This window comes from Streptomyces sp. NPDC058470 (genome assembly GCF_042721055.1).
Lineage (GTDB): Bacteria > Actinomycetota > Actinomycetes > Streptomycetales > Streptomycetaceae > Streptomyces.
The window spans coordinates 44231-63175 of sequence record NZ_JBHXMF010000023.1; the positions used below are offsets into that span (position 1 = coordinate 44231).

Below are 18945 nucleotides of genomic sequence, written 5' to 3' on the forward strand. Positions count from 1 at the left end.
AGATCTTCTTCGCCCCCTCCGCCCCTACCCGTCCCGTACCTGGGGGCTGCGCCCCCAGACCCCCGCTATCGGCCTGAACGGCCTCGTCCTCAAACGCCGGACGGGCTAAAAGATGCCCCCTCCCCGGCAGAAGGGGACGTGCCGGAACGTCCGCCCGCAGCGGCTGGCGCGTCAACGCCGCCCCCCTCATGGCCGACCGATTCCGCGCCTGACCGAGGACGGATGCTCCGGTACGGCCCCGACCCACGACGAACCCCCGGCAGCCAACCACCCGACACAACATGTGGGGGTGCCACCGCTACCCGACACAAGATGTATGCTCATGCTCGCTGTCGCCGCAGGGGAATCCGGTGCAAATCCGGAACTGTCCCGCAACGGTGTACTTATGCGCGTTCGTTCGCGTATGGAGTCAAGTCCGAGGACCTGCCGACAGTGCGCCCCGGCCAGCCGGCCCGGGTGACATGACGTCCGGGCCTCGCGGAATGGGCCGGTGGACGCGGCGCATCGCTGCCCAAGAGCGTGCGCTCGTGTGCCCCGCCACCCTCCCCAAGGCCCCGTGCCCAGCGAGGGAGAGCCCCACGTGACCATCGCGCCAGTCGACCCGGCCTCAGCGACTACGCAGCAGGCCCCGGTGGAGACGGACGGCCCCGGTACCGCACTGCTGCGGACCCTGACCGACCTCACCGCCGACCTCTCCGGCGCCGACCCCGGCCGGGTCGCCGCCGCCGCGCTGCGCGGCCGCTCCGCACGGGGGGCCTCCGAAATCGCTGCGGAGCTGCGCGAACTGGCCACCGAGGCCGCGGCGGGCCTGATCTCCGAGGACCCCGTCTACTCCAGGCTGGCCGCCCGGCTCCTGACGGTCAGTATCGCGGCGGAAGCCGCCTCTCAGGGCGTGCGGACCTTCTCCGACTCGGTCACCGTCGGCCATCGCGAGGGCCTCATCGCCGACCGCACAGCGGACTTCGTACGCCTGCACACCGCCCGCCTGGACGCACTGATCGACACTGAAGGCGACGACCGCTTCGGCTACTTCGGCCTGCGCACGCTGCACAGCCGCTACCTCCTGCGCCACCCGATCACCCGCAAGGTCGTCGAGACGCCCCAGCACTTCATGCTCCGCGTGGCGTCGGGCCTCGCAGAGGACGACACGACCCGCGCCCTCGACGAGGTCGCGGCCCTCTACCGCCTCATGAGCCGCCTCGACTACCTCCCCTCTTCCCCCACCCTCTTCAACTCCGGTACGCGCCACCCCCAGATGTCGTCCTGCTACCTCCTCGACTCCCCGCTGGACGAGCTGGACTCCATCTACGACCGCTACCACCAGGTCGCGCGCCTCTCCAAGCACGCGGGCGGCATCGGCCTGTCGTACTCCCGTATCCGCTCACGCGGTTCACTGATCCGCGGCACGAACGGGCACTCCAACGGCATCGTCCCGTTCCTGAAGACCCTCGACGCCTCGGTCGCCGCGGTGAACCAGGGCGGCCGGCGCAAGGGCGCGGCCGCGGTCTACCTGGAGACCTGGCACTCCGACATCGAGGAGTTCCTGGAGCTGCGCGACAACACCGGTGAGGACGCCCGCCGTACGCACAACCTGAACCTGGCGCACTGGATCCCGGACGAGTTCATGCGCCGGGTGAACGAGAACGCCCGCTGGTCCCTCTTCTCCCCGTCCGACGTGCCCGAACTGGTCGACCTGTGGGGCGACGAGTTCGACGCGGCGTACCGCAAGGCGGAAGAAGCGGGGCTCGCCAAGAAGACCATTCCCGCCCGTGACCTCTACGGCCGCATGATGCGCACCCTCGCGCAGACCGGCAACGGCTGGATGACCTTCAAGGACGCCGCCAACCGCACCGCCAACCAGACGGCGGAGCCGGGCCACACCGTCCACTCCTCGAACCTCTGCACGGAGATCCTGGAGGTCACGGACGACGGCGAGACGGCGGTCTGCAACCTGGGCTCGGTGAACCTGGGCGCGTTCGTCGACACGACGGCCGGTGACATCGACTGGGAGCGTCTGGACGAGACCGTCCGCACCGCGGTCACCTTCCTGGACCGCGTGGTCGACATCAACTTCTACCCGACCGAGCAGGCGGGCCGCTCCAACGCCAGGTGGCGCCCGGTCGGCCTCGGCGCGATGGGCCTCCAGGACGTCTTCTTCAAGCTGCGGCTGCCCTTCGACTCGCCGGAGGCCAAGGCGCTCTCCACCCGTATCGCCGAGCGCGTCATGCTCGCCGCGTACGAGGCCTCCGCGGACCTCGCCGAGCGCAACGGCCCGCTCCCCGCGTGGGAGAAGACCCGTACGGCCCGTGGCGTCCTGCACCCGGACCACTACGACACCGAACTCACCTGGCCCGAGCGCTGGACGACCCTGCGGGAACGTATCGCCAAGACCGGTATGCGCAACTCGCTCCTCCTCGCGATCGCGCCCACCGCCACCATCGCCTCCATCGCGGGCGTCTACGAGTGCATCGAGCCGCAGGTGTCGAACCTGTTCAAGCGCGAGACGCTCTCCGGCGAGTTCCTCCAGGTCAACTCCTACCTGGTGGCTGAGCTGAAGAAGCTCGGCGTGTGGGACGCGCAGACGAGGGAGGCGCTGCGCGAGTCCAACGGCTCGGTGCAGGGCTTCACCTGGGTTCCCCAGGACGTCCGCGACCTGTACCGCACGGCGTGGGAGATCCCGCAGCGCGGCCTGATCGACATGGCCGCGGCCCGCACCCCGTTCCTCGACCAGGCGCAGTCCCTGAACCTCTTCCTGGAGACGCCGACCATCGGCAAGCTCTCCTCGATGTACGCGTACGCCTGGAAGTCGGGCCTGAAGACGACGTACTACCTGCGCTCCCGCCCGGCGACCCGCATCGCCCGCGCGGCACAGGCGCAGGCGCAGCCCGAGAAGACCATCCCCGTGCAGGCGACCCCCGACGAGGACGCCGTCGCCTGCTCCCTCGAAAACCCCGATTCCTGCGAGGCCTGCCAGTGAGTACCCCCCAGAAGAACCTTCTCGACCCGGGCTTCGAACTCACCCTCCGCCCCATGCGCTACCCCGACTTCTACGAGCGCTACCGGGACGCCATCAAGAACACCTGGAGTGTCGAGGAGGTCGACCTCCACTCGGACGTCGCCGATCTCGCGAAGCTGTCGGAGGGCGAGCAGCACATGATCGGCCGTCTGGTCGCGTTCTTCGCGACGGGCGACTCGATCGTGGCGAACAACCTGGTGCTGACCCTCTACAAGCACATCAACTCCCCCGAGGCGCGGCTGTACTTGAGCCGCCAGCTCTTCGAGGAAGCGGTGCACGTCCAGTTCTACTTGACGCTGCTGGACACCTACCTGCCCGACCCGGACGACCGCACGGCCGCCTTCGACGCGGTGGAGAACATCCCCTCCATCCGCGAGAAGGCCGAGTTCTGCTTCAAGTGGATCAACGAGGTCGAGAAGCTGGACAGCCTGCAGACCCAGGCCGACCGCCGCCGCTTCCTGCTCAACCTGATCTGCTTCGCCGCGTGCATCGAGGGGCTCTTCTTCTACGGCGCCTTCGCGTACGTCTACTGGTTCCGCAGCCGGGGTCTGCTGCACGGCCTGGCGACCGGCACCAACTGGGTGTTCCGCGACGAGACGATGCACATGTCCTTCGCGTTCGAGGTCGTCGACACCGTCCGCAAGGAGGAGCCGGAGCTCTTCGACGAGCAGCTTCAGCAGGAGGTGACCGACATGCTGCGGGAGGCCGTCGAGGCCGAGCTGCAGTTCGGGCGCGATCTGTGCGGTGAGGGTCTGCCGGGCATGAACACCGACTCGATGCGCCAGTACCTGGAGTGCGTGGCCGACCAGCGCCTCCAGCGCCTGGGCTTCGCCCCGGTGTACGGCTCGGAGAACCCGTTCTCGTTCATGGAGCTCCAGGGCGTCCAGGAGCTGACGAACTTCTTCGAGCGCCGCGCGTCCGCGTACCAGGTGGCGGTGGAAGGCACCGTCGATCTGGACGAGGACTTCTAGGAACTACCGCTGTCACAGGGACCGCCCCGGGCCGTGAGGCCGGGGGCGGTCACTTTTTTCTTTGCGTCTCATGCCGCTTTTTCGTCGCCGCTCACGCCGCACGCGCGACATCGTTCGTGGTGAGACCGCGCAGGTCACGCTCGGCCGAGGGCTGGCCGGACCGGCGCACGGCCGCCGCCCGGAGCTGCCGGTCGATACGCCATTCGTGGGCGTATCCGACCAGTGCGGGAAGGGCCAGGACCAGGAGGATTCCGAGGACGGTGAGTGTGTCTGTGAGTGCGTTCATGTCCTCCACTGTCGCGCCGATCGCCCGCCGGGGTCAGTGGCAGGACTGCCGCACACCCTCGAATTACTGCCACTTCTGAGGCACACTGGTAAACCCCCTGCTGTGCCTGCCCGGGGACCAACTCCCGGACTCCCGGCCGAGGACGCCGGACAGGCCGGACCGAACCACCGGACGAGGTGAAGTCGTGCTGAAGAACGTGGCCGTCGCCCTGCTCGACGGCGTACACCCCTTCGAACTCGGCGTCGTCTGCGAGGTGTTCGGTCTCGACCGCGGCGACGAGGGGCTGCCCGTGTACGACTTCGCGGCCGTCTCGGCCGAGGGGTCGACGCTCGGCACCCATGTCCCCGGACTGACGGTCTCCACTCCCTACGGCCTGGACCGCCTCGAGGAGGCCGACCTGGTCGTCGTACCGGCCGGCAGGGCCTACGCCGTACGCGACTATCCGCCCGAGCTGCTCGACGCCCTGCGCCGGGTGGTGGACCGTGGCGCCCGGGTGCTCAGTGTCTGCTCCGGGGCCTTCGTGCTCGGCGCGGCCGGGCTCCTGGACGGGCGGCGCTGCGCCGTGCACTGGCATCACGCCGAGATGCTCGCCCGGCAGTATCCGCGCGCGATCGTCGAGCCGGACGTGCTGTACGTCGACGCGGACCCGGTGATCACCTCGGCAGGCACGGCCTCCGGGATCGACGCCTGCCTGCACATCGTGCGCAAGGAACACGGGCCGGAGGTCGCCAACGCCATCGCACGGCGCATGGTGGTGCCGCCGCACCGCGACGGGGGCCAGGCCCAGTACATCGAGCGACCGCTGCCGCGCAGCGAGTGCGACACGGTCGGCGAGGTGCTGGTGTGGATGGAGCGCCACCTGGACGAGGAGGTGACCGTCGAACAGCTCGCGGCCCGCGCCCACATGTCGCCCCGCACCTTCGCGCGCCGCTTCCAGCAGGAGACGGGCACCACGCCCTACCGCTGGATCCTGCGCCAGCGGGTGTTGCTTGCCCAGGACCTCCTGGAGGCGTCGGACGAGACAATGGACGCGATCGCGGGCCGCACGGGGTTCGGGAACGCGGCGGCGCTGCGCCATCAGTTCGTACGGAGTCTGGGGACGACCCCGCAGGCGTACCGGCGCACGTTCAGGGGCCCGCAGGCTGCCTGAACGTGCGCCAGTACGGACGCGGGATCAGCGCGGAAGGGCCTTCAGCAGCAGCCGGTGCGGCCGCAGGGTGATGCCGACGCGTGTCGCGTCATTGGAGCCGGACACCCGCTCGAAGCGCCACCTGGACGCGACCGTCGCCGTGATGAGGGTCAGCTGGGCCATCGAGAAGTGGTCGCTCGGGCACTTCCGGTTGCCGACGCTGAACGGTCGCATCGCGTGCTTCGGCACGTCCTTGGACCGTTCCGGAAGCCAACGGTCGGGGTCGAATTCGAGGTGCCGCTCGTACGACAGCGGGTCGCGCTGGACCGCGTACGGGCTGTAGACGATGTCGGCACCGGCCGGAATGCGATAGCCGCCCAGCTCGGTTTCGGTCACCGCCCGCCGCGTCAATATCCATACGGCCGGACGCAAACGCATCGCCTCGACGACGACATTGTTCGTGTGCGACAGCTTCCGGACGTCACCGAATCCCACAGGTCGGCCACCCGTGACGGATTCGACCTCCTCGCTGATCCGCCGCGCCTGTTCCGGATACGCGGTGAGGACTTGCAGCAGCCACATGACCGTGGACGCGATGGTTTCGCTGCCGGGGGTGAGGATCGCGACGACTTGGTCGTGGATCTCCTGTTCGTCGATGGGGTCACCGTTGTCGTCCTTCGCTTCCAGCAATGCTGTCAGCAAATCGTCCGGCTTTTGACCAGATGTGCGACGTTCGACGATGATCTCGTCGACAAGTGCGTGCAAATCGGCCAATGCGCGATCGAATTTGCGGTAGGCCGGAAGCGGCAGCCGATAGAGCGGTCCCGCCGGGATGACCATGCGCCGATACATGCCGCGGAAGACGGTGGCGAGCGCGATGCTCAGCCGCTCGGCCCGTTCGTCCATGAACTGGCCGCGCAGCAGGCAGCGGGCCGCGATCCGGACGGCGACACGGAACGACTCCGACGTGCAGTCGACGGCGCCTCCGGGCTCCCAGCGCGCCGCGAACGCACGCGCCTCCTCCTCCATGATCGGCCCGTACTCGGGGATGACGTCGAGCCGGAACGCGGGCTGGATCGTCCGCCGCTGGCGCCGGTGCTGCGGCCCGTTGGCGGTGGCGACCCCCTTCTTGCCGAGGAGCCCTTCGAGGGACTCCCACAGCGGGCCGCCTATCGCGTAGTCGGGGTTGAGCGCGAGCGCCCCGGTGAGCTCGGGGGTGGTGACCGCGTACACGGTCTTGGGGCCCAGCTTCAGCCGGACGACGTCGCCGTGGTCGCGGAGCTGGGCCAGGAAGCCGAGCGGGTCACGGACCAGTTTCCAACCGTGGCCGAGGCCCGGCACTCCGCCGCCCGCGAGAGGTGGGGCGGACAGCTCCAGCGTCCGAGGGACCTCAGGCCGCACAGACTCGACGGTCATTTCTCACCTGCCGCTTCATTGTTGACGTACGGGGGTGTGGAGCGGTCGTCCCAGCTGTCGACCATGTACCGGCCGGACTCGTGGTGGAACCAGTACACGGAACTGAACCAGTTCCGCATATTGCCCACGCACGCCTTCAGGGCGACGCTCGATTTCTTGCCCTGCGCTGTCCCGTTCGCGAGAGTGGCCGCGAGCCGCAATACGTCCTTCTCGGCGACCGAGAATTCACCGATGCATTCATCGACGCGTCGCCTGACTTCCGTGACGGCCTCTTCGAGATTCAGCCCCTCATGGTGAATGAGACTGATTCCGAGATTGTGGACCTCGTCGCCCGCTATTTCCTTGGGGAGCGAACACAGATCGTTGTACCAGGCGGCAAATTCCTGGCTGAGCAGAGCCGCCTTCCGGTATGCCGGATGATTCCGCACCGAGACGGGGAGTTCACACCCCGCGCTGGGTTCGAGAAGGTCGGTCCAGATCCAGTGTGCGAACGTCAGCCGACGGAGTTCGAGGTATTCCTCGACCGTCGGAACAGTGCCGGACGTCCGGTTGTGGAACTCCCGGTCGTACGCCTCGATCACCGCGTGGAAGTGGAGTGCGAACCGCTCGTTCCACTTCGTGCCGAGGAACGAGTACAGCCGCACCATGCTGTCCGCGAACCCCGCGACCAGGGGATCCTTGTGGTGCAGATGGTTCCCCGGTGAGTCGAGAGCCGCGTGCAATTGGAACCTGAGCGTCCGCCAGGCCCCGGGACGACGGTGGATCACATCGCGGTCGTGGCGGTCGTCCCAGACGAAGAACCACGCGCTGTAGTCCGCTATCGCCTGCATGACCTTGTCGGGGGCGCCAATGTAGTAGCCCGCCATGAGGTCCGTGTAGCACAGGCCGTCGGCATATTCCTCGACCTTGTTGGGCGGCATCAGCCGCTTTTCGAGGAGCCAGGCCCGGGTGTTCTCCTGAAGCCTGGGCCAATACGGGTGGAGTTGACGGGGAAACTCGGCCTCGATCACCGGGAGAGAGAGCGCCGGTGGGACCGCGACCACTGTTGGTGTCGATGAAGTGCTCTGTGAGAAAGCATGCACGAACAAACCCCTCTCAGCCGCCTGTTGGCGCCGCGCCCCTCCCGCTGTGCCGGGCGTGCGCCGTTGCGTATCCCCGCACTTCCCATTCAGCACCACAACTGACCGTTCTGGGAACGGATTTGCTCCACTCACTACCCCATGGTGCCGAGAATCTCCCCTTGTATGACTGAATCTGGATCACTTGATGAGCACATGGGATCGAACGTGCGACGGACATACGAACGACGCCTGGTCAGGAGGTCCCTGACCAGGCGCCACACAGGCAGACCCATGGCGATGACTCACAGGAGATCGCGAGCATCAGCTGACATTTTCTGTCTCAGACGTTCACCACAACGCCTCGGGCGCTCGTCAGGGCTGCACTCAGCCGTTCGCCACGATCGGGTAGCGAGGCTCGTTCTCGGCCATCTGCCGCAGCGCGTCCTTGCGTTCACGCTTGGAGAGCCGATCGATGTACAGGTACCCGTACAGGTGGTCCGTCTCGTGCTGGAGGCAGCGCGAGAAGTAGCCGGTGCCGCGCACCTTGATGGGGTTGCCTCGCTCGTCCTGCCCGGTGACCTCGGCGTAGTCGGGGCGTGCGAGCGGCGCGTATGCGGTCGGCACGGAGAGGCAGCCTTCGTTGCTGTCGTCCAGGCGGCGCTGCTCGGCGGGCAGTTCGACGAGCACGGGGTTGCAGACCACGCCGGTGTGCCGCTTGCCGTCGTCGTCCGGGCAGTCGTACACGAACACCTTGAGGTCGACGCCGATCTGGTTCGCGGCCAGGCCCACGCCCTCGGCGGTGTGCTGGCTGGCGAACATGTCGGCGACCAGCTGCGTCAGCTCGTCGCCGAACTCGGTGACGTCCCTGCACTCCTTGTGCAGCACCGGGTTCCCGACGACGGTGATCGGCCGCGAGGTACCGCGCTCGCGGTAGGCGGCCTCGCGCTCCTCGCAGTCCTCGGTGTCGAGGACGAAGCCCTCGTCGTCCACGGGGAGCACGCCCGTGTGCTGCTGATCGGTGTCCTGCTGCGCCATGACCGACGTACGCCTTCCTGAATCCCTGAAATCTGCGGGTACAGCCTACGGGGGACGGCAAGGTGACTTCCCGGCGATCCTCGGTGACCGCTCAGCAGACCTCTTCCAGGTCCCGCCAGTCCCGGCTGTCCGGACTGTCGGCGACCCAGCCGTCGAGCAGACCGCGCACCAGCGAGGCGGGCGCGGCAAGACCGCACTCACGCTCCGGCACCCACAGCTGCCCGTCGGTGCGGTGGCCCAGCGGCCCCGGATGGCCGGGCTCACTGTGGTCGTGCGGGTCGAGGTGCTCACCGTCGCCCTCGTCGGAGGGCATGCGCGACTCGGAGCACATCCGACACAGCAGCCGTACGGATGACGACCAGTCCTCGGCGGCGAAGCCGGCGTCGGCGGCGAGCTGCTCCAGGGCGTCCCGGTCGTCCTCGGTGGCCGCTTCGAGCAGGACCACCCAGGTGGGGACGGGCGACGGCGCCCACAGCTCGATCTCGTCGAACACCGGGTAGGCGTGCCCGGCGGCGGTCGTCCGCTCACCGTGCGGCACCCCGTCGTGCAGCACGACCTCGCCCCAGCGCCGCCCGGAGGACGGCAGCGGAATGGACAGCACCTCGATGCGGGCGGGGTCGAGCCGCCGCCCCCACACCACCTCGGCCTCACCTTCGGGAGACAGCCGTACGGCCGCACTGCCGAGGTCCATGCCCACCGGTTCCCCGGAGACGGCGGCGCCGCCCGGCACCCGCAGCCCGTACGCCTGCCAGGCACGGCGGGCCAGCGGCCAGTCCTGGAGGGCGGTCGCGGCAATGCCCACGTTCCACCAGTCAGGTGCGCCCGTCTCGCGGTCGAGGAGGGCCACGGCCCTGAGTCCGGCCGCCCGCGCCTGCTCCCAGTCGTGCCGGAACTTGTGCAGCAGCGCCAGGTTGAACCAGGACTCCGACAGCCACGGCTCCAGGTCCGCGGCGCGTGTCAGCAGCGCACCCGCGTCCTCGTACCGTCCGTCGCCGATCAGCGTGAACGCACGGTCGGTGGCCTGCCGCCATGAGGCGGAGGGCCGGTGTCGTCCCTTGCCGAAGATCCTCACGATTCCCGCCTGCCAGTTCCTTGCGATTCCCGCCTGCCGGTCCCTCGAAAAGTTCCCTGAGGAGTCCCTGGAGAACAGCGCAGCTTTGGGCTGGCCCATGCCCCCGAACACCCTCTTCCTCGCATCCAACCACGTACCGTCCGACGGCCGCTCATTACCCATGGGTTACCCAGCCTGGGGCAGGCTAAGGCCGCCCGCCCGTCTCCCGCCACCACCCTCAGCCGACGCGCTCACGCGCGGCCCCCCGATTCTGCAACAGCACCCTGGCCAGCGACTCCACCACCTCCGGCTGATAGTCGCGGGCGGTGCCCAGGCGCAGCTTCTCCAGCGCCGTGAGAGGGCCCGTTGGCCCTGCTTCCCTGGCCATCTCCTCGTATGCGTTCACGACCCGCACGATCCGGGCGGTGACCGGTTGCTCCCGGTAGGGATCGGCCTGCCGTTCCACCACCACCGCCACCTCCGCGTCGACACCCGTCTGCCGTACGACGGCGCCGCCGAGCAGCGCTATCCGCCGCTGTTCGTCCGCGGGGAGCACGGCGGTGGCCCCGGCCGGAACCGGATCGAGGAGGCTGAGCTGTCCGATGTCGTGCATCAGTGCCGCGTACTCCAACACGGTCAGGTCGGCCTCCGAAAGTCCCAGCTCGCGCCCGACGGCCCGGCTGAGCGCGGCCACCCGCCGGGCGTGCCCGGCAGGTGTGTACCCCGCGATCTCGGTGGCCCTGGCCAGCGAGGCGATGGTCTGCCGGTAGGTGACCCGCACGGCGGCATACCGCCGGAAGGACAGCTGGGTGAGCAGCAACGGCAGCGAGAACACGGGCAGCGCCCAGAGCCCGACCACCGCGACGGCCGGCGCCATCACGGCCCCCGTCGCACACACGGCGGACCCGATCCCCGGCATGGCCCGCAACTCGTCCCGCAGCAGCGGCCCGAACGGCCACCGGGTCCGCGAATGCTTCATCGCCGCCGCGAGTACGGCGTCACAGAGAGCGGTGAGGACCAGCAGCGCGACCAGCAACAGGGCGTACGCCGGACCGCCCCATTCCAGGAACTCCCCGTGGTTGTAGAGGGGTTGGAAGCAGACGGCCGCGAATCCGACGGTGAGCACCCGCCGCGTGAGGTGGTCGGCGGTCGGCCCGTGCCCCCTCGCCACATGCGGCACACACCCCAGAAGAGCGGCCGCCGCGACCACCGCGACGACCTGTGGCACCCCGTGATGCGTGGCCTGCCCGGCGTTCTCCCCGAGCAGCGCGTACGACAGCGCCCCCGCGGCCCCGAGCGGCGCGGACTCCCGCTCCTCGCCGCCACTCCACCGGGTGAGCTCCCCCACGGCGATGAGGATGCCGAAGGCGAGGGCCGCAGAGCGGTCTTCGACGCCGGTCCAGAGGACGACGGCAAGGGAGACGAGGGCAAGGAGGAGGGCGAGGGTACGGGCGAGGGTGAGGGCGAGCGGGGGACTCACGGGCCTCTCCTGCCGACGTTTGCAGGGTGCCCATCCATCCGACTGGAAACAGGTGGCGCAGCGGGCGGGCAGACACCGCCGCGCAGTGGCGTGTGGGTATCAGCCGTAACGGCGGGATGCCACCCGTACCGGCCGAGCGCCCGCGTCAACGCCCCCACCACCCCCGGATCGAACTGCGCCCCCGCACACCGCTCGAGCTCCTCCAGCGCCGCCGGCACCGGCCGCGCCCGGCGATAGGACCGCGTGGACGTCATCGCGTCGAAGGCGTCCGCGACAGCCACCACCCGGGCGAACTCCGGAATCTGCGCCCCGATCAGCCCGTACGGGTATCCGCTCCCGTCCAGCCGCTCATGGTGATGCAGAATCGCCGACCGAGCCTCCCCCAGAAACCCGATGCCCCGCACCATCTCGTGCCCGTACTCGGGATGCAGCTCGATCACCCGCCGCTCCTCGGGGGTCAGCGGCCCGTCCTTCTGCAACAACCGGGTGGGAACCCCTAGTTTCCCCACGTCGTGCAGGATCCCGGCGAACCGCAGTACCTCGACCCGCTCGTCGTCCATGCCGAGTTCACGGGCGATCATCATCGACGCCTGCCCGACCCGCTCACTGTGTCCGCGCGTGTACTCGTCCTTGATGTCGACGGCCTGGACGAGTGCGCGAATGGTGGCCTGGTGGGCGGCCCGTTCCCGGTGGTACTGGGCGAACACCCAGCAGGAGACGTACATCGGCAACAGCACGAGCAGCGCGGCGACGGGCCCGTACGGACTGCGCCACAGCACCGCCATCATCAGCCCCGCGAGCCCGTGCACGGCGGCGGGCGCGAGCGAGCGCGGAAAGAGGCCGCGCCAGGCGCCGCGCACCGGCACCCGCTCGGCCAGCGCGAGAATGCCGCCGTCGAGGAGGGTGAGCACCAGGCAGAAGGTCAGCACCGCGGCCCCGGCGGGCACGAGCGCGTACGGGAAGTGCGGCGCGACCACGGCGTCCCGGCCGCCCAGCGCCCAGTGCACCCGGGAGGCCGCCCAGATCGCTACGGCGAGCTGCGCGGCCCGCCAGACCCGGCGCAGTCGGCGCGGCCGCTGCTCGACCCGGGCGAACAGAGCCCCCGACAGCGCGACGAGCGCGGCGGCCGGAGGCGGTAGCAGAAAGGCCCCGGCGAGCAGCACGGGGAGAAAGGTGCCCATCCCTCTGGGGGCCTCGCGGCCGGGGACACCCGCGGTCCTCGGTCCACGCGGGAGGGTGATCCGCTCACACCCGGCGTACAGCGCGGAGAGCAGCGCGACGATCCACCAGGGAACCCGGACGGCCGGCAGCGGGGCGAGACAGGCCAGGGCAGCGAGAACGACACAGGCCACGTACACACGGGCCCAGGCCGGCACCGACCCCATCTCCTCGTCCCCTCCCCGACTCCAGAACTCCGGAGCCTAGGGCGGTGGGAAAGGCCGGGGGACACCAACGGCCCAATCCGTGGGCTCAGAGCCCACGGATTAGCACGTACGGGTGACGAGAAGCCCTGCGGGGACGCCTCCGGGCCGGTGGCTCAGGACTCCTGGGGCGCGGCGGCCACGTCATGCTCGGGCACGGTCTGCCCGGACCGGATCAGATCGATGCGGCCCATGACCTTGGCGCGCAGATCGGTCGGCACATCGTCCTGTCCGCAGCACCGCTTGACCAGCTTCTTCACGGCCTGCTCGAGCCCGTACTTCTCCAGGCACGGCGAGCACTCCTCGAAGTGCACTTCGAACTTGGTGCAGTCCGAATCCGGCATCTCGTGGTCGAGGAACTCGTAAAGATGGTCGAGTACCTCACTGCAGTCCGTCTCGTGCGGCTCTCCGCAGCTCATGAGCCCGAGCCTTTCGCTTCGTTCGACTCTCCGACACCGGCCGGAACCAGCCCGCGGTCACGCGCGTAGTCCTCGAGCATGCCGCGCAGTTGGCGACGGCCCCGGTGCAGTCGGGACATCACGGTGCCGATGGGTGTCCCCATGATGTCGGCGATCTCCTTGTACGCAAAGCCCTCTACGTCCGCGAGATAGACGGCGATCCGGAATTCCTCGGGGATCGCCTGCAGAGCCGACTTGACGTCCGAGTCGGGCAGGTGGTCGAGCGCCTGCGACTCGGCCGAACGCAGGCCGGTCGACATGTGCGACTCGGCGCGCGCCAGCTGCCAGTCCTCGATCTCCTCGGCCGCACTGCGCTGGGGCTCACGCTGCTTCTTGCGGTAGGAGTTGATGAAGGTGTTGGTGAGGATGCGGTAGAGCCACGCCTTGAGGTTGGTGCCTTCGCGGAACTGGTGGAAGGACGCGTACGCCTTCGCGTACGTCTCCTGCACCAGGTCCTCGGCATCGGCCGGATTGCGCGTCATGCGCAACGCGGCCGAGTACATCTGGTCGAGGAATTCGAGCGCGTCCCGCTCGAAGCGCGCGCTGCGCTCCGTGGATGATTCCGTCGTCGCGTCGCTCGTGCCCTGGCCCTCGGGCTGGTCCGCCTGGCCATGTTCGGTCCCTGCGTCGGTCCCAGTGACCGGACCCACCTCCTCCAGCGACGTAGCGAGACCGAGACCGGTCCCACTGGAATCGGAGGATAGACGAACATCGACACCCGCCGCCGCCCGAATAGGCGCGTTCTTACCCGCGTGCAGCACCGTCCAGTCCAGGTCAGCGCTGCTGTTGCGGCTCGGGCAGATGGTCGAACCCATGCGGCGGACTTCCTCTCGTACGAACGGTCCAGCACACGCTCCGTGCTGTCTGTATCCGGTCAACAGAGGTCCGCCGCTCAACATTCCCGGGGGTTACCCGAGTGACGAGGTCCACTTCACCACACCGTCAGTGACGATCCTCACGGCCTCGTCCTGGTCGATCGGCGCCCTTTTCGGGACGGCGAAGCCATGATCGCCGTACGGCACCTCGACGATCTCGTACGACCCCGCCGGGAACTCCTCGGGTTTCCCGAACGGATCGTTCCCGCCCTGTACGACGAGGGTGGGCACCCCGGAGCCGAGCAGCTCGCCGGCGCGCGACTTCTCGGGCCTGCCCGGCGGGTGCAGGGGGAAACTGAGCGCGAGTACGGCAGCGGCGCCCAGCTCCACCGCGGTACGACAGGCCACTCGGGCTCCGGCGCTGCGCCCGCCCGCGATCACCGGAAGCCCGGGCTCGGCCACCGCGGGCCACACCCCACGCCACCCCACGTCGAGCGTCTTCGGCGCGGGCGCCACCTTCTTGCCGGCCACCCGCCAGGGCTGCTCGACCAGCGCGACACTCACCCCGTGCGCCGGCAGCACCGCCGCCAGCGCCTGAAGATCCCGCGCCTCGATTCCCCCACCCGCCCCATGGCTGACGGCAAGAACAAGCCGCGCGTCACGCGCCTGGTGCCAGGTGACGCGGGCGGTGCCAGCGTCCGTTTCAACGACCTCGGTCACATCAGAACTCACGTCAGAAGAGTGTGCCCTCTTCTGGCCCTTCCAGCTCCTTCAACAGCTCCGGCCCGTTGTTCCGCACATTGCTCACGGCCGTGGAGACGGGATACGCCCGCATCAACCCCGCCGGAGGCGGAGCGAGCAGCGAGCGCAGGTCCTCGACGTCCGTCCGCGCGGGATCCAGCCACGCGTCCCAGCGATCCGGTGTGAGCATCAGGGGCATACGGGGATGGATGTCGGCCAGCGCGTGCGGCCCGTCGCCGGGAGCGACCGCGAGCGGCGTGGTCTCCGCCTCGGTCGTGATGACGGAACACGTCACCCACCAGGCCAGCGGATGCTCGTCGGGCAGCGTCTTGTCCCGCCAGAACTCGTACAGCCCGGCCATCGCGAAGACCGAGCCGTCGGCCGGCGTCACGAAGTACGGCTGCTTGCGCGGCCGCTTTTTCTTCCCCTCGACCTCCAGATCGCGCTCCCCGGCGCCGGTGACCCACTCGTAGTAACCGTCGGCGGGGATGATGCAGCGCCGGGTGGCGAAGGCACGGCGGTACGAGGGCTTCTCGTGGACGGTCTCGGCGCGCGCGTTGATCATCCGCGCACCGCCCTCGGGCGTCTTGGCCCAGGACGGAACGAGCCCCCACTTGAGTGTGCGCAGCTGACGAACCGGTTCCGGGGTATCGGCGTCCTTAACGGGACGGTCGAGAACCGCGTAGACCTCTTTGGTCGGGGCCACGTTGAAATCGGGGGCCAGAGTCTCCTCGGGCTCCCACTGCTCGATCTCAAAGATTCCTGCGAGATCCTCGGGGCCACGACTCGCTGCATACCGTCCGCACATACGTGCCACACTGCCAGATTCCACGACCCCAGAGGGAGCCACCGCCGACAATGGACAGCACCGCAGCCACCTCGCTCTCAGGGCTCTGGGACGAGATCTTCGGGAGCCAGCCGGACCCCGATCTGTGGGTGGTGATCGCCACCCTGGTCGCGGCCCTCGCCGTGACCGTCCCGCACGGCGTCTGGCGGCTCGCCCGCAACGCCATCACCATCGCGCACGAGGGCGGCCACGGTCTGGTCGCCCTGCTCACCGGGCGCAGCCTGAGCGGTATACGACTGCACTCCGACACCAGCGGCCTCACCGTCAGCCGCGGCAAGCCCACCGGGCTCGGCATGATCCTCACCGCCGCCTCGGGCTACACCGCTCCCCCGCTGCTCGGCCTCGGCGGCGCCGCACTGCTCGGCGCCGGCCACATCACCGCCCTGCTGTGGCTGGCCACGGCCCTGCTGCTGGCGATGCTGGTGATGATCCGCAACGCGTACGGCGCGCTCACGGTGCTCCTGACCGGCGGCACCTTCGTGGTGGTGTCCTGGCTCGCCGGCCCCCAGGTCCAGGCGGCGTTCGCGTACGCGGTGGTGTGGTTCCTGCTGGTCGGAGGCGTTCGCCCGGCCTTCGAACTGCAGGCCAAGCGAAGCCGCGGCGGCGCGGGCGACTCCGACGCGGACCAGCTGTCCCGCCTCACGCACGTACCGGCGGGTCTGTGGCTCTTCCTGTTCCACGCGGTGTCCCTGTGCTCCCTGATAGGCGGGGGCCGGTGGCTCCTGGAGGTGTGACGTCCGGGAACTCGGCGGCGCGGGGCCGTTCCCCGGCCAAACCCAGCACAGCGAACCCCCACTAAAGTGGGGCGCATGACCGTTAACCCCGCCCACACCGCCCTCTGGCCCGCCCCGCACGCAAGCGGAGCCGTCGACGCGACGGTCCACGTACCGGGGTCCAAGTCGGTCACCAACCGCGCCCTCGTCCTCGCGGCGCTCGCCTCCGAGCCCGGCTGGCTGCGCCGCCCGCTCCGCTCCCGCGACACCTTGTTGATGGCGGGCGCGCTGCGTGCGATGGGCGTGGGCATCGAGGAGACGGTGTCGTCCAGCTCCACGGTCGCCGCGGGCCCGGACGCCTCGGGCGAGGCCTGGCGGGTCATCCCCTCGGGCCTGCACGGCCCGGCCACGGTGGACGTCGGCAACGCCGGCACGGTGATGCGTTTCCTGCCTCCGGTCGCCGCGCTCGCCGACGGCCCCATCCGCTTCGAGGGCGACCCGCGTTCGTACGAGCGCCCGCTGAACGGTGTGATCGACGCGCTGCGCCTGCTCGGCGCCCGGATCGACGACGACGGCCGCGGCACCCTGCCGCTGACCGTGCACGGCGGCGGCGCCCTGGACGGCGGCCCGGTGGAGATCGACGCGTCCTCGTCCTCCCAGTTCGTGAGCGCCCTCCTGCTCTCCGGCCCGCGCTTCAACCAGGGCGTGGAGGTCCGCCACACCGGCTCCTCGCTGCCCTCCATGCCGCACATCCGGATGACGGTCGACATGCTGCGCGCGGTCGGCGCCCAGGTGGACACCCCGGAGTCGGGCGGCGAGCCCAACGTCTGGCGGGTCACGCCGGGCGCCCTGCTCGGCCGGGACCTCACCGTCGAGCCGGACCTGTCCAACGCGCAGCCGTTCCTGGCGGCGGCCCTGGTGACCGGCGGCAAGGTCGTCGTCCCCGACTGGCCCGCGCACACCACCCAGCCCGGCGACAGGCTGCGCGAGATCTTCACCGACATGGGCGGTTCTTGCGAACTGACCGAGGCGGGCCTGGAGTTCACCGGCTCGGGCTCGGTGCACGGCATCGACGTGGATCTGAGCGAGGTCGGCGAGCTGACCCCGGGCATCGCGGCGGTGGCGGCGCTCGCCGACTCCCCCTCGACGCTGCACGGCGTGGCTCATCTGCGCCTGCACGAGACGGACCGCCTGGCCGCGCTCACCAAGGAGATCAACGAACTCGGCGGCGATGTCACCGAGACCGCCGACGGCCTGCACATCCGCCCGCGCCGACTGCACGGCGGCATCTTCCACACCTACGAGGACCACCGGATGGCGACCGCAGGCGCGATCATCGGTCTGGCGGTGGAGGGCGTACAGATCGAGAACGTGGCGACGACGGCGAAGACCCTCCCGGACTTCCCCGATCTGTGGACCGGAATGCTCGGGAACTGACGGGCGGATCACGATCATGCGCCGCTACGGCAAGAACCCCGACGAGGACGACATCCCCACCCGCCCGAACCGCAAGGGCAACCGTCCGCGTACGAACATCCGCCCCAAGCACGAGGACGCCTCGGAGGGCATGGTCCTCACCGTCGACCGAGGACGGCTCACCTGCCTGGTCGACGACCGTGTCGTGATGGCCGTGAAGGCCCGCGAACTGGGCCGCAAGGCGGCGGTGGTCGGCGACCGTGTCGCCATCATCGGTGACCTGTCCGGCGCCAAGGACACCCTCGCCCGCATCGTCCGTATCGAGCCGCGTACCTCGGTCCTGCGCCGCACGGCCGACGACGACGACCCGTTCGAGCGCGTGGTCGTCGCCAACGCCGACCAGCTCGCCATCGTCACGGCCCTCGCCGACCCCGAGCCGCGCCCGCGCCTGATCGACCGCTGCCTGGTGGCGGCGTACGACGGCGGACTGGAACCTCTCCTCGTGCTGACGAAGTCGGACCTCGCCCCGCCGGACAAACTCCTTGAGCTGTACGGCGACTTGGACATCCCCTACGTCGTCACCACCCGCGAGGAGTTCGAGGACGGCCACGCGGTGGACCGGGTCCGGGAGCAACTGAACAACAAGATCACGGCGTTCATCGGACACTCCGGCGTCGGCAAGACGACCCTGGTCAACGCGCTCGTCGCACGGGACCGGCGGCGCACCACCGGCCATGTCAACGCCGTCACCGGCCGCGGCCGGCACACCACGACCTCGGCACGCGCGATCCCGCTGCCGGAAGGCGCGGGCTGGGTCGTCGACACCCCGGGCCTGCGGTCCTTCGGCCTGCACCACGTGGATCCGTCCCGCGTCATCAAGGCCTTCCCCGACCTCGAACCGGGCACCGAGGGCTGCCCGCGCGCGTGCAGTCACGACGAGCCGGACTGCGCACTGGACCAGTGGGTGGCCGACGGTCACGCGGACCCCGCGCGGCTCTACTCGCTGCGCCGGCTGCTCGCGACGCGGGAGCGGCACGAGGGCGACTGACCCGGTTTGTTCGCCGGGTGACCTCCGCGTTGTTTGCGCCC

The 18945-nt window shown here is 69.5% G+C and carries 17 protein-coding genes and 1 riboswitch; of the genes, 6 read left to right on the forward strand and 11 right to left on the reverse strand.

All coding sequences use genetic code 11. The features are described from left to right. Positions 1-299 precede the first annotated feature (299 nt). A riboswitch (cobalamin riboswitch) is annotated at positions 300-446 on the forward strand. Between the two features lie 134 nt (positions 447-580). Together ACFWP7_RS18720 and ACFWP7_RS18725 are read left to right on the forward strand one after the other, a co-directional pair. Next, positions 581-2977, forward strand: coding sequence for a ribonucleoside-diphosphate reductase subunit alpha (locus ACFWP7_RS18720; RefSeq protein ID WP_384382633.1), 2397 nt, complete (start codon positions 581-583; stop codon positions 2975-2977). A 53-nt stretch (positions 2978-3030) separates the two neighbouring features. Beyond that, positions 3031-3987 carry a ribonucleotide-diphosphate reductase subunit beta gene (locus ACFWP7_RS18725; RefSeq protein WP_384382696.1) on the forward strand — a complete coding sequence of 319 codons (957 nt, stop codon included), beginning with the start codon at positions 3031-3033 and terminating at the stop codon, positions 3985-3987. A 91-nt stretch (positions 3988-4078) separates the two neighbouring features. Here ACFWP7_RS18725 and ACFWP7_RS18730 read toward each other — a convergent pair whose 3' ends face one another. Then, a complete protein-coding gene (locus ACFWP7_RS18730; RefSeq protein WP_384382634.1) occupies positions 4079-4273 on the reverse strand; it encodes a hypothetical protein in 195 nt (64 codons plus the stop codon). A gap of 184 nt (positions 4274-4457) precedes the next feature. Here ACFWP7_RS18730 and ACFWP7_RS18735 point away from each other — a divergent pair, with 184 nt between their 5' ends. Next, positions 4458-5423, forward strand: a complete 966-nt coding sequence (locus ACFWP7_RS18735; RefSeq protein WP_384382635.1) for a GlxA family transcriptional regulator — start codon at positions 4458-4460, stop codon at positions 5421-5423. Positions 5424-5447: 24 nt separating this feature from the next. Here the strand turns inward: ACFWP7_RS18735 and ACFWP7_RS18740 are convergent, their stop codons facing one another. The 10 genes from ACFWP7_RS18740 to ACFWP7_RS18785 form a co-directional block, all read right to left on the reverse strand. Beyond that, positions 5448-6818, reverse strand: coding sequence for a cytochrome P450 (locus tag ACFWP7_RS18740; RefSeq protein WP_384382636.1), 1371 nt, complete (start codon positions 6816-6818; stop codon positions 5448-5450). Further along, positions 6815-7900 (reverse strand): epi-isozizaene synthase, encoded by a 1086-nt coding sequence (gene cyc1, locus ACFWP7_RS18745; RefSeq protein WP_384382637.1) that lies wholly within the window; start codon positions 7898-7900, stop codon positions 6815-6817. Before cyc1 ends, ACFWP7_RS18740 begins: the two co-directional genes overlap by 4 nt. A gap of 363 nt (positions 7901-8263) precedes the next feature. Further along, positions 8264-8914, reverse strand: coding sequence for a peptide deformylase (gene def, locus ACFWP7_RS18750; protein ID WP_384382638.1), 651 nt, complete (start codon positions 8912-8914; stop codon positions 8264-8266). A gap of 91 nt (positions 8915-9005) precedes the next feature. Beyond that, positions 9006-9986 carry a tetratricopeptide repeat protein gene (locus ACFWP7_RS18755; RefSeq protein ID WP_384382639.1) on the reverse strand — a complete coding sequence of 327 codons (981 nt, stop codon included), beginning with the start codon at positions 9984-9986 and terminating at the stop codon, positions 9006-9008. A gap of 217 nt (positions 9987-10203) precedes the next feature. Further along, a complete protein-coding gene (locus ACFWP7_RS18760; protein WP_384382640.1) occupies positions 10204-11445 on the reverse strand; it encodes an HD-GYP domain-containing protein in 1242 nt (413 codons plus the stop codon). Then, the gene (locus ACFWP7_RS18765; protein WP_384382641.1) at positions 11442-12830 is read right to left on the reverse strand and encodes an HD-GYP domain-containing protein; all 1389 of its coding nucleotides are present in this window, start codon (positions 12828-12830) and stop codon (positions 11442-11444) included. Before ACFWP7_RS18765 ends, ACFWP7_RS18760 begins: the two co-directional genes overlap by 4 nt. Before the next feature lie 152 nt (positions 12831-12982). Continuing rightward, positions 12983-13285 (reverse strand): mycothiol system anti-sigma-R factor, encoded by a 303-nt coding sequence (gene rsrA / locus ACFWP7_RS18770; protein ID WP_384382642.1) that lies wholly within the window; start codon positions 13283-13285, stop codon positions 12983-12985. Continuing rightward, complete coding sequence (sigR, locus tag ACFWP7_RS18775) at positions 13282-13974, reverse strand: RNA polymerase sigma factor SigR (RefSeq protein ID WP_384382697.1); 693 nt, start codon at positions 13972-13974, stop codon at positions 13282-13284. The genes rsrA and sigR overlap by 4 nt, the downstream gene beginning before the upstream one ends. Before the next feature lie 258 nt (positions 13975-14232). Next, positions 14233-14871, reverse strand: coding sequence for an alpha/beta family hydrolase (locus ACFWP7_RS18780; protein WP_384382643.1), 639 nt, complete (start codon positions 14869-14871; stop codon positions 14233-14235). Position 14872: 1 nt separating this feature from the next. Continuing rightward, a complete protein-coding gene (locus ACFWP7_RS18785; protein WP_384382644.1) occupies positions 14873-15688 on the reverse strand; it encodes an SOS response-associated peptidase in 816 nt (271 codons plus the stop codon). Positions 15689-15738: 50 nt separating this feature from the next. Here ACFWP7_RS18785 and ACFWP7_RS18790 point away from each other — a divergent pair, with 50 nt between their 5' ends. The 3 genes from ACFWP7_RS18790 (at position 15739) to rsgA (ending at position 18904) form a co-directional block, all read left to right on the forward strand. Next, positions 15739-16461 carry a M50 family metallopeptidase gene (locus tag ACFWP7_RS18790; RefSeq protein ID WP_384382645.1) on the forward strand — a complete coding sequence of 241 codons (723 nt, stop codon included), beginning with the start codon at positions 15739-15741 and terminating at the stop codon, positions 16459-16461. Between the two features lie 75 nt (positions 16462-16536). After that, positions 16537-17877, forward strand: a complete 1341-nt coding sequence (gene aroA / locus ACFWP7_RS18795; protein ID WP_384382646.1) for a 3-phosphoshikimate 1-carboxyvinyltransferase — start codon at positions 16537-16539, stop codon at positions 17875-17877. Positions 17878-17893: 16 nt separating this feature from the next. Further along, positions 17894-18904, forward strand: a complete 1011-nt coding sequence (rsgA, locus tag ACFWP7_RS18800) for a ribosome small subunit-dependent GTPase A (RefSeq protein ID WP_384382647.1) — start codon at positions 17894-17896, stop codon at positions 18902-18904. Positions 18905-18945 lie beyond the last annotated feature (41 nt).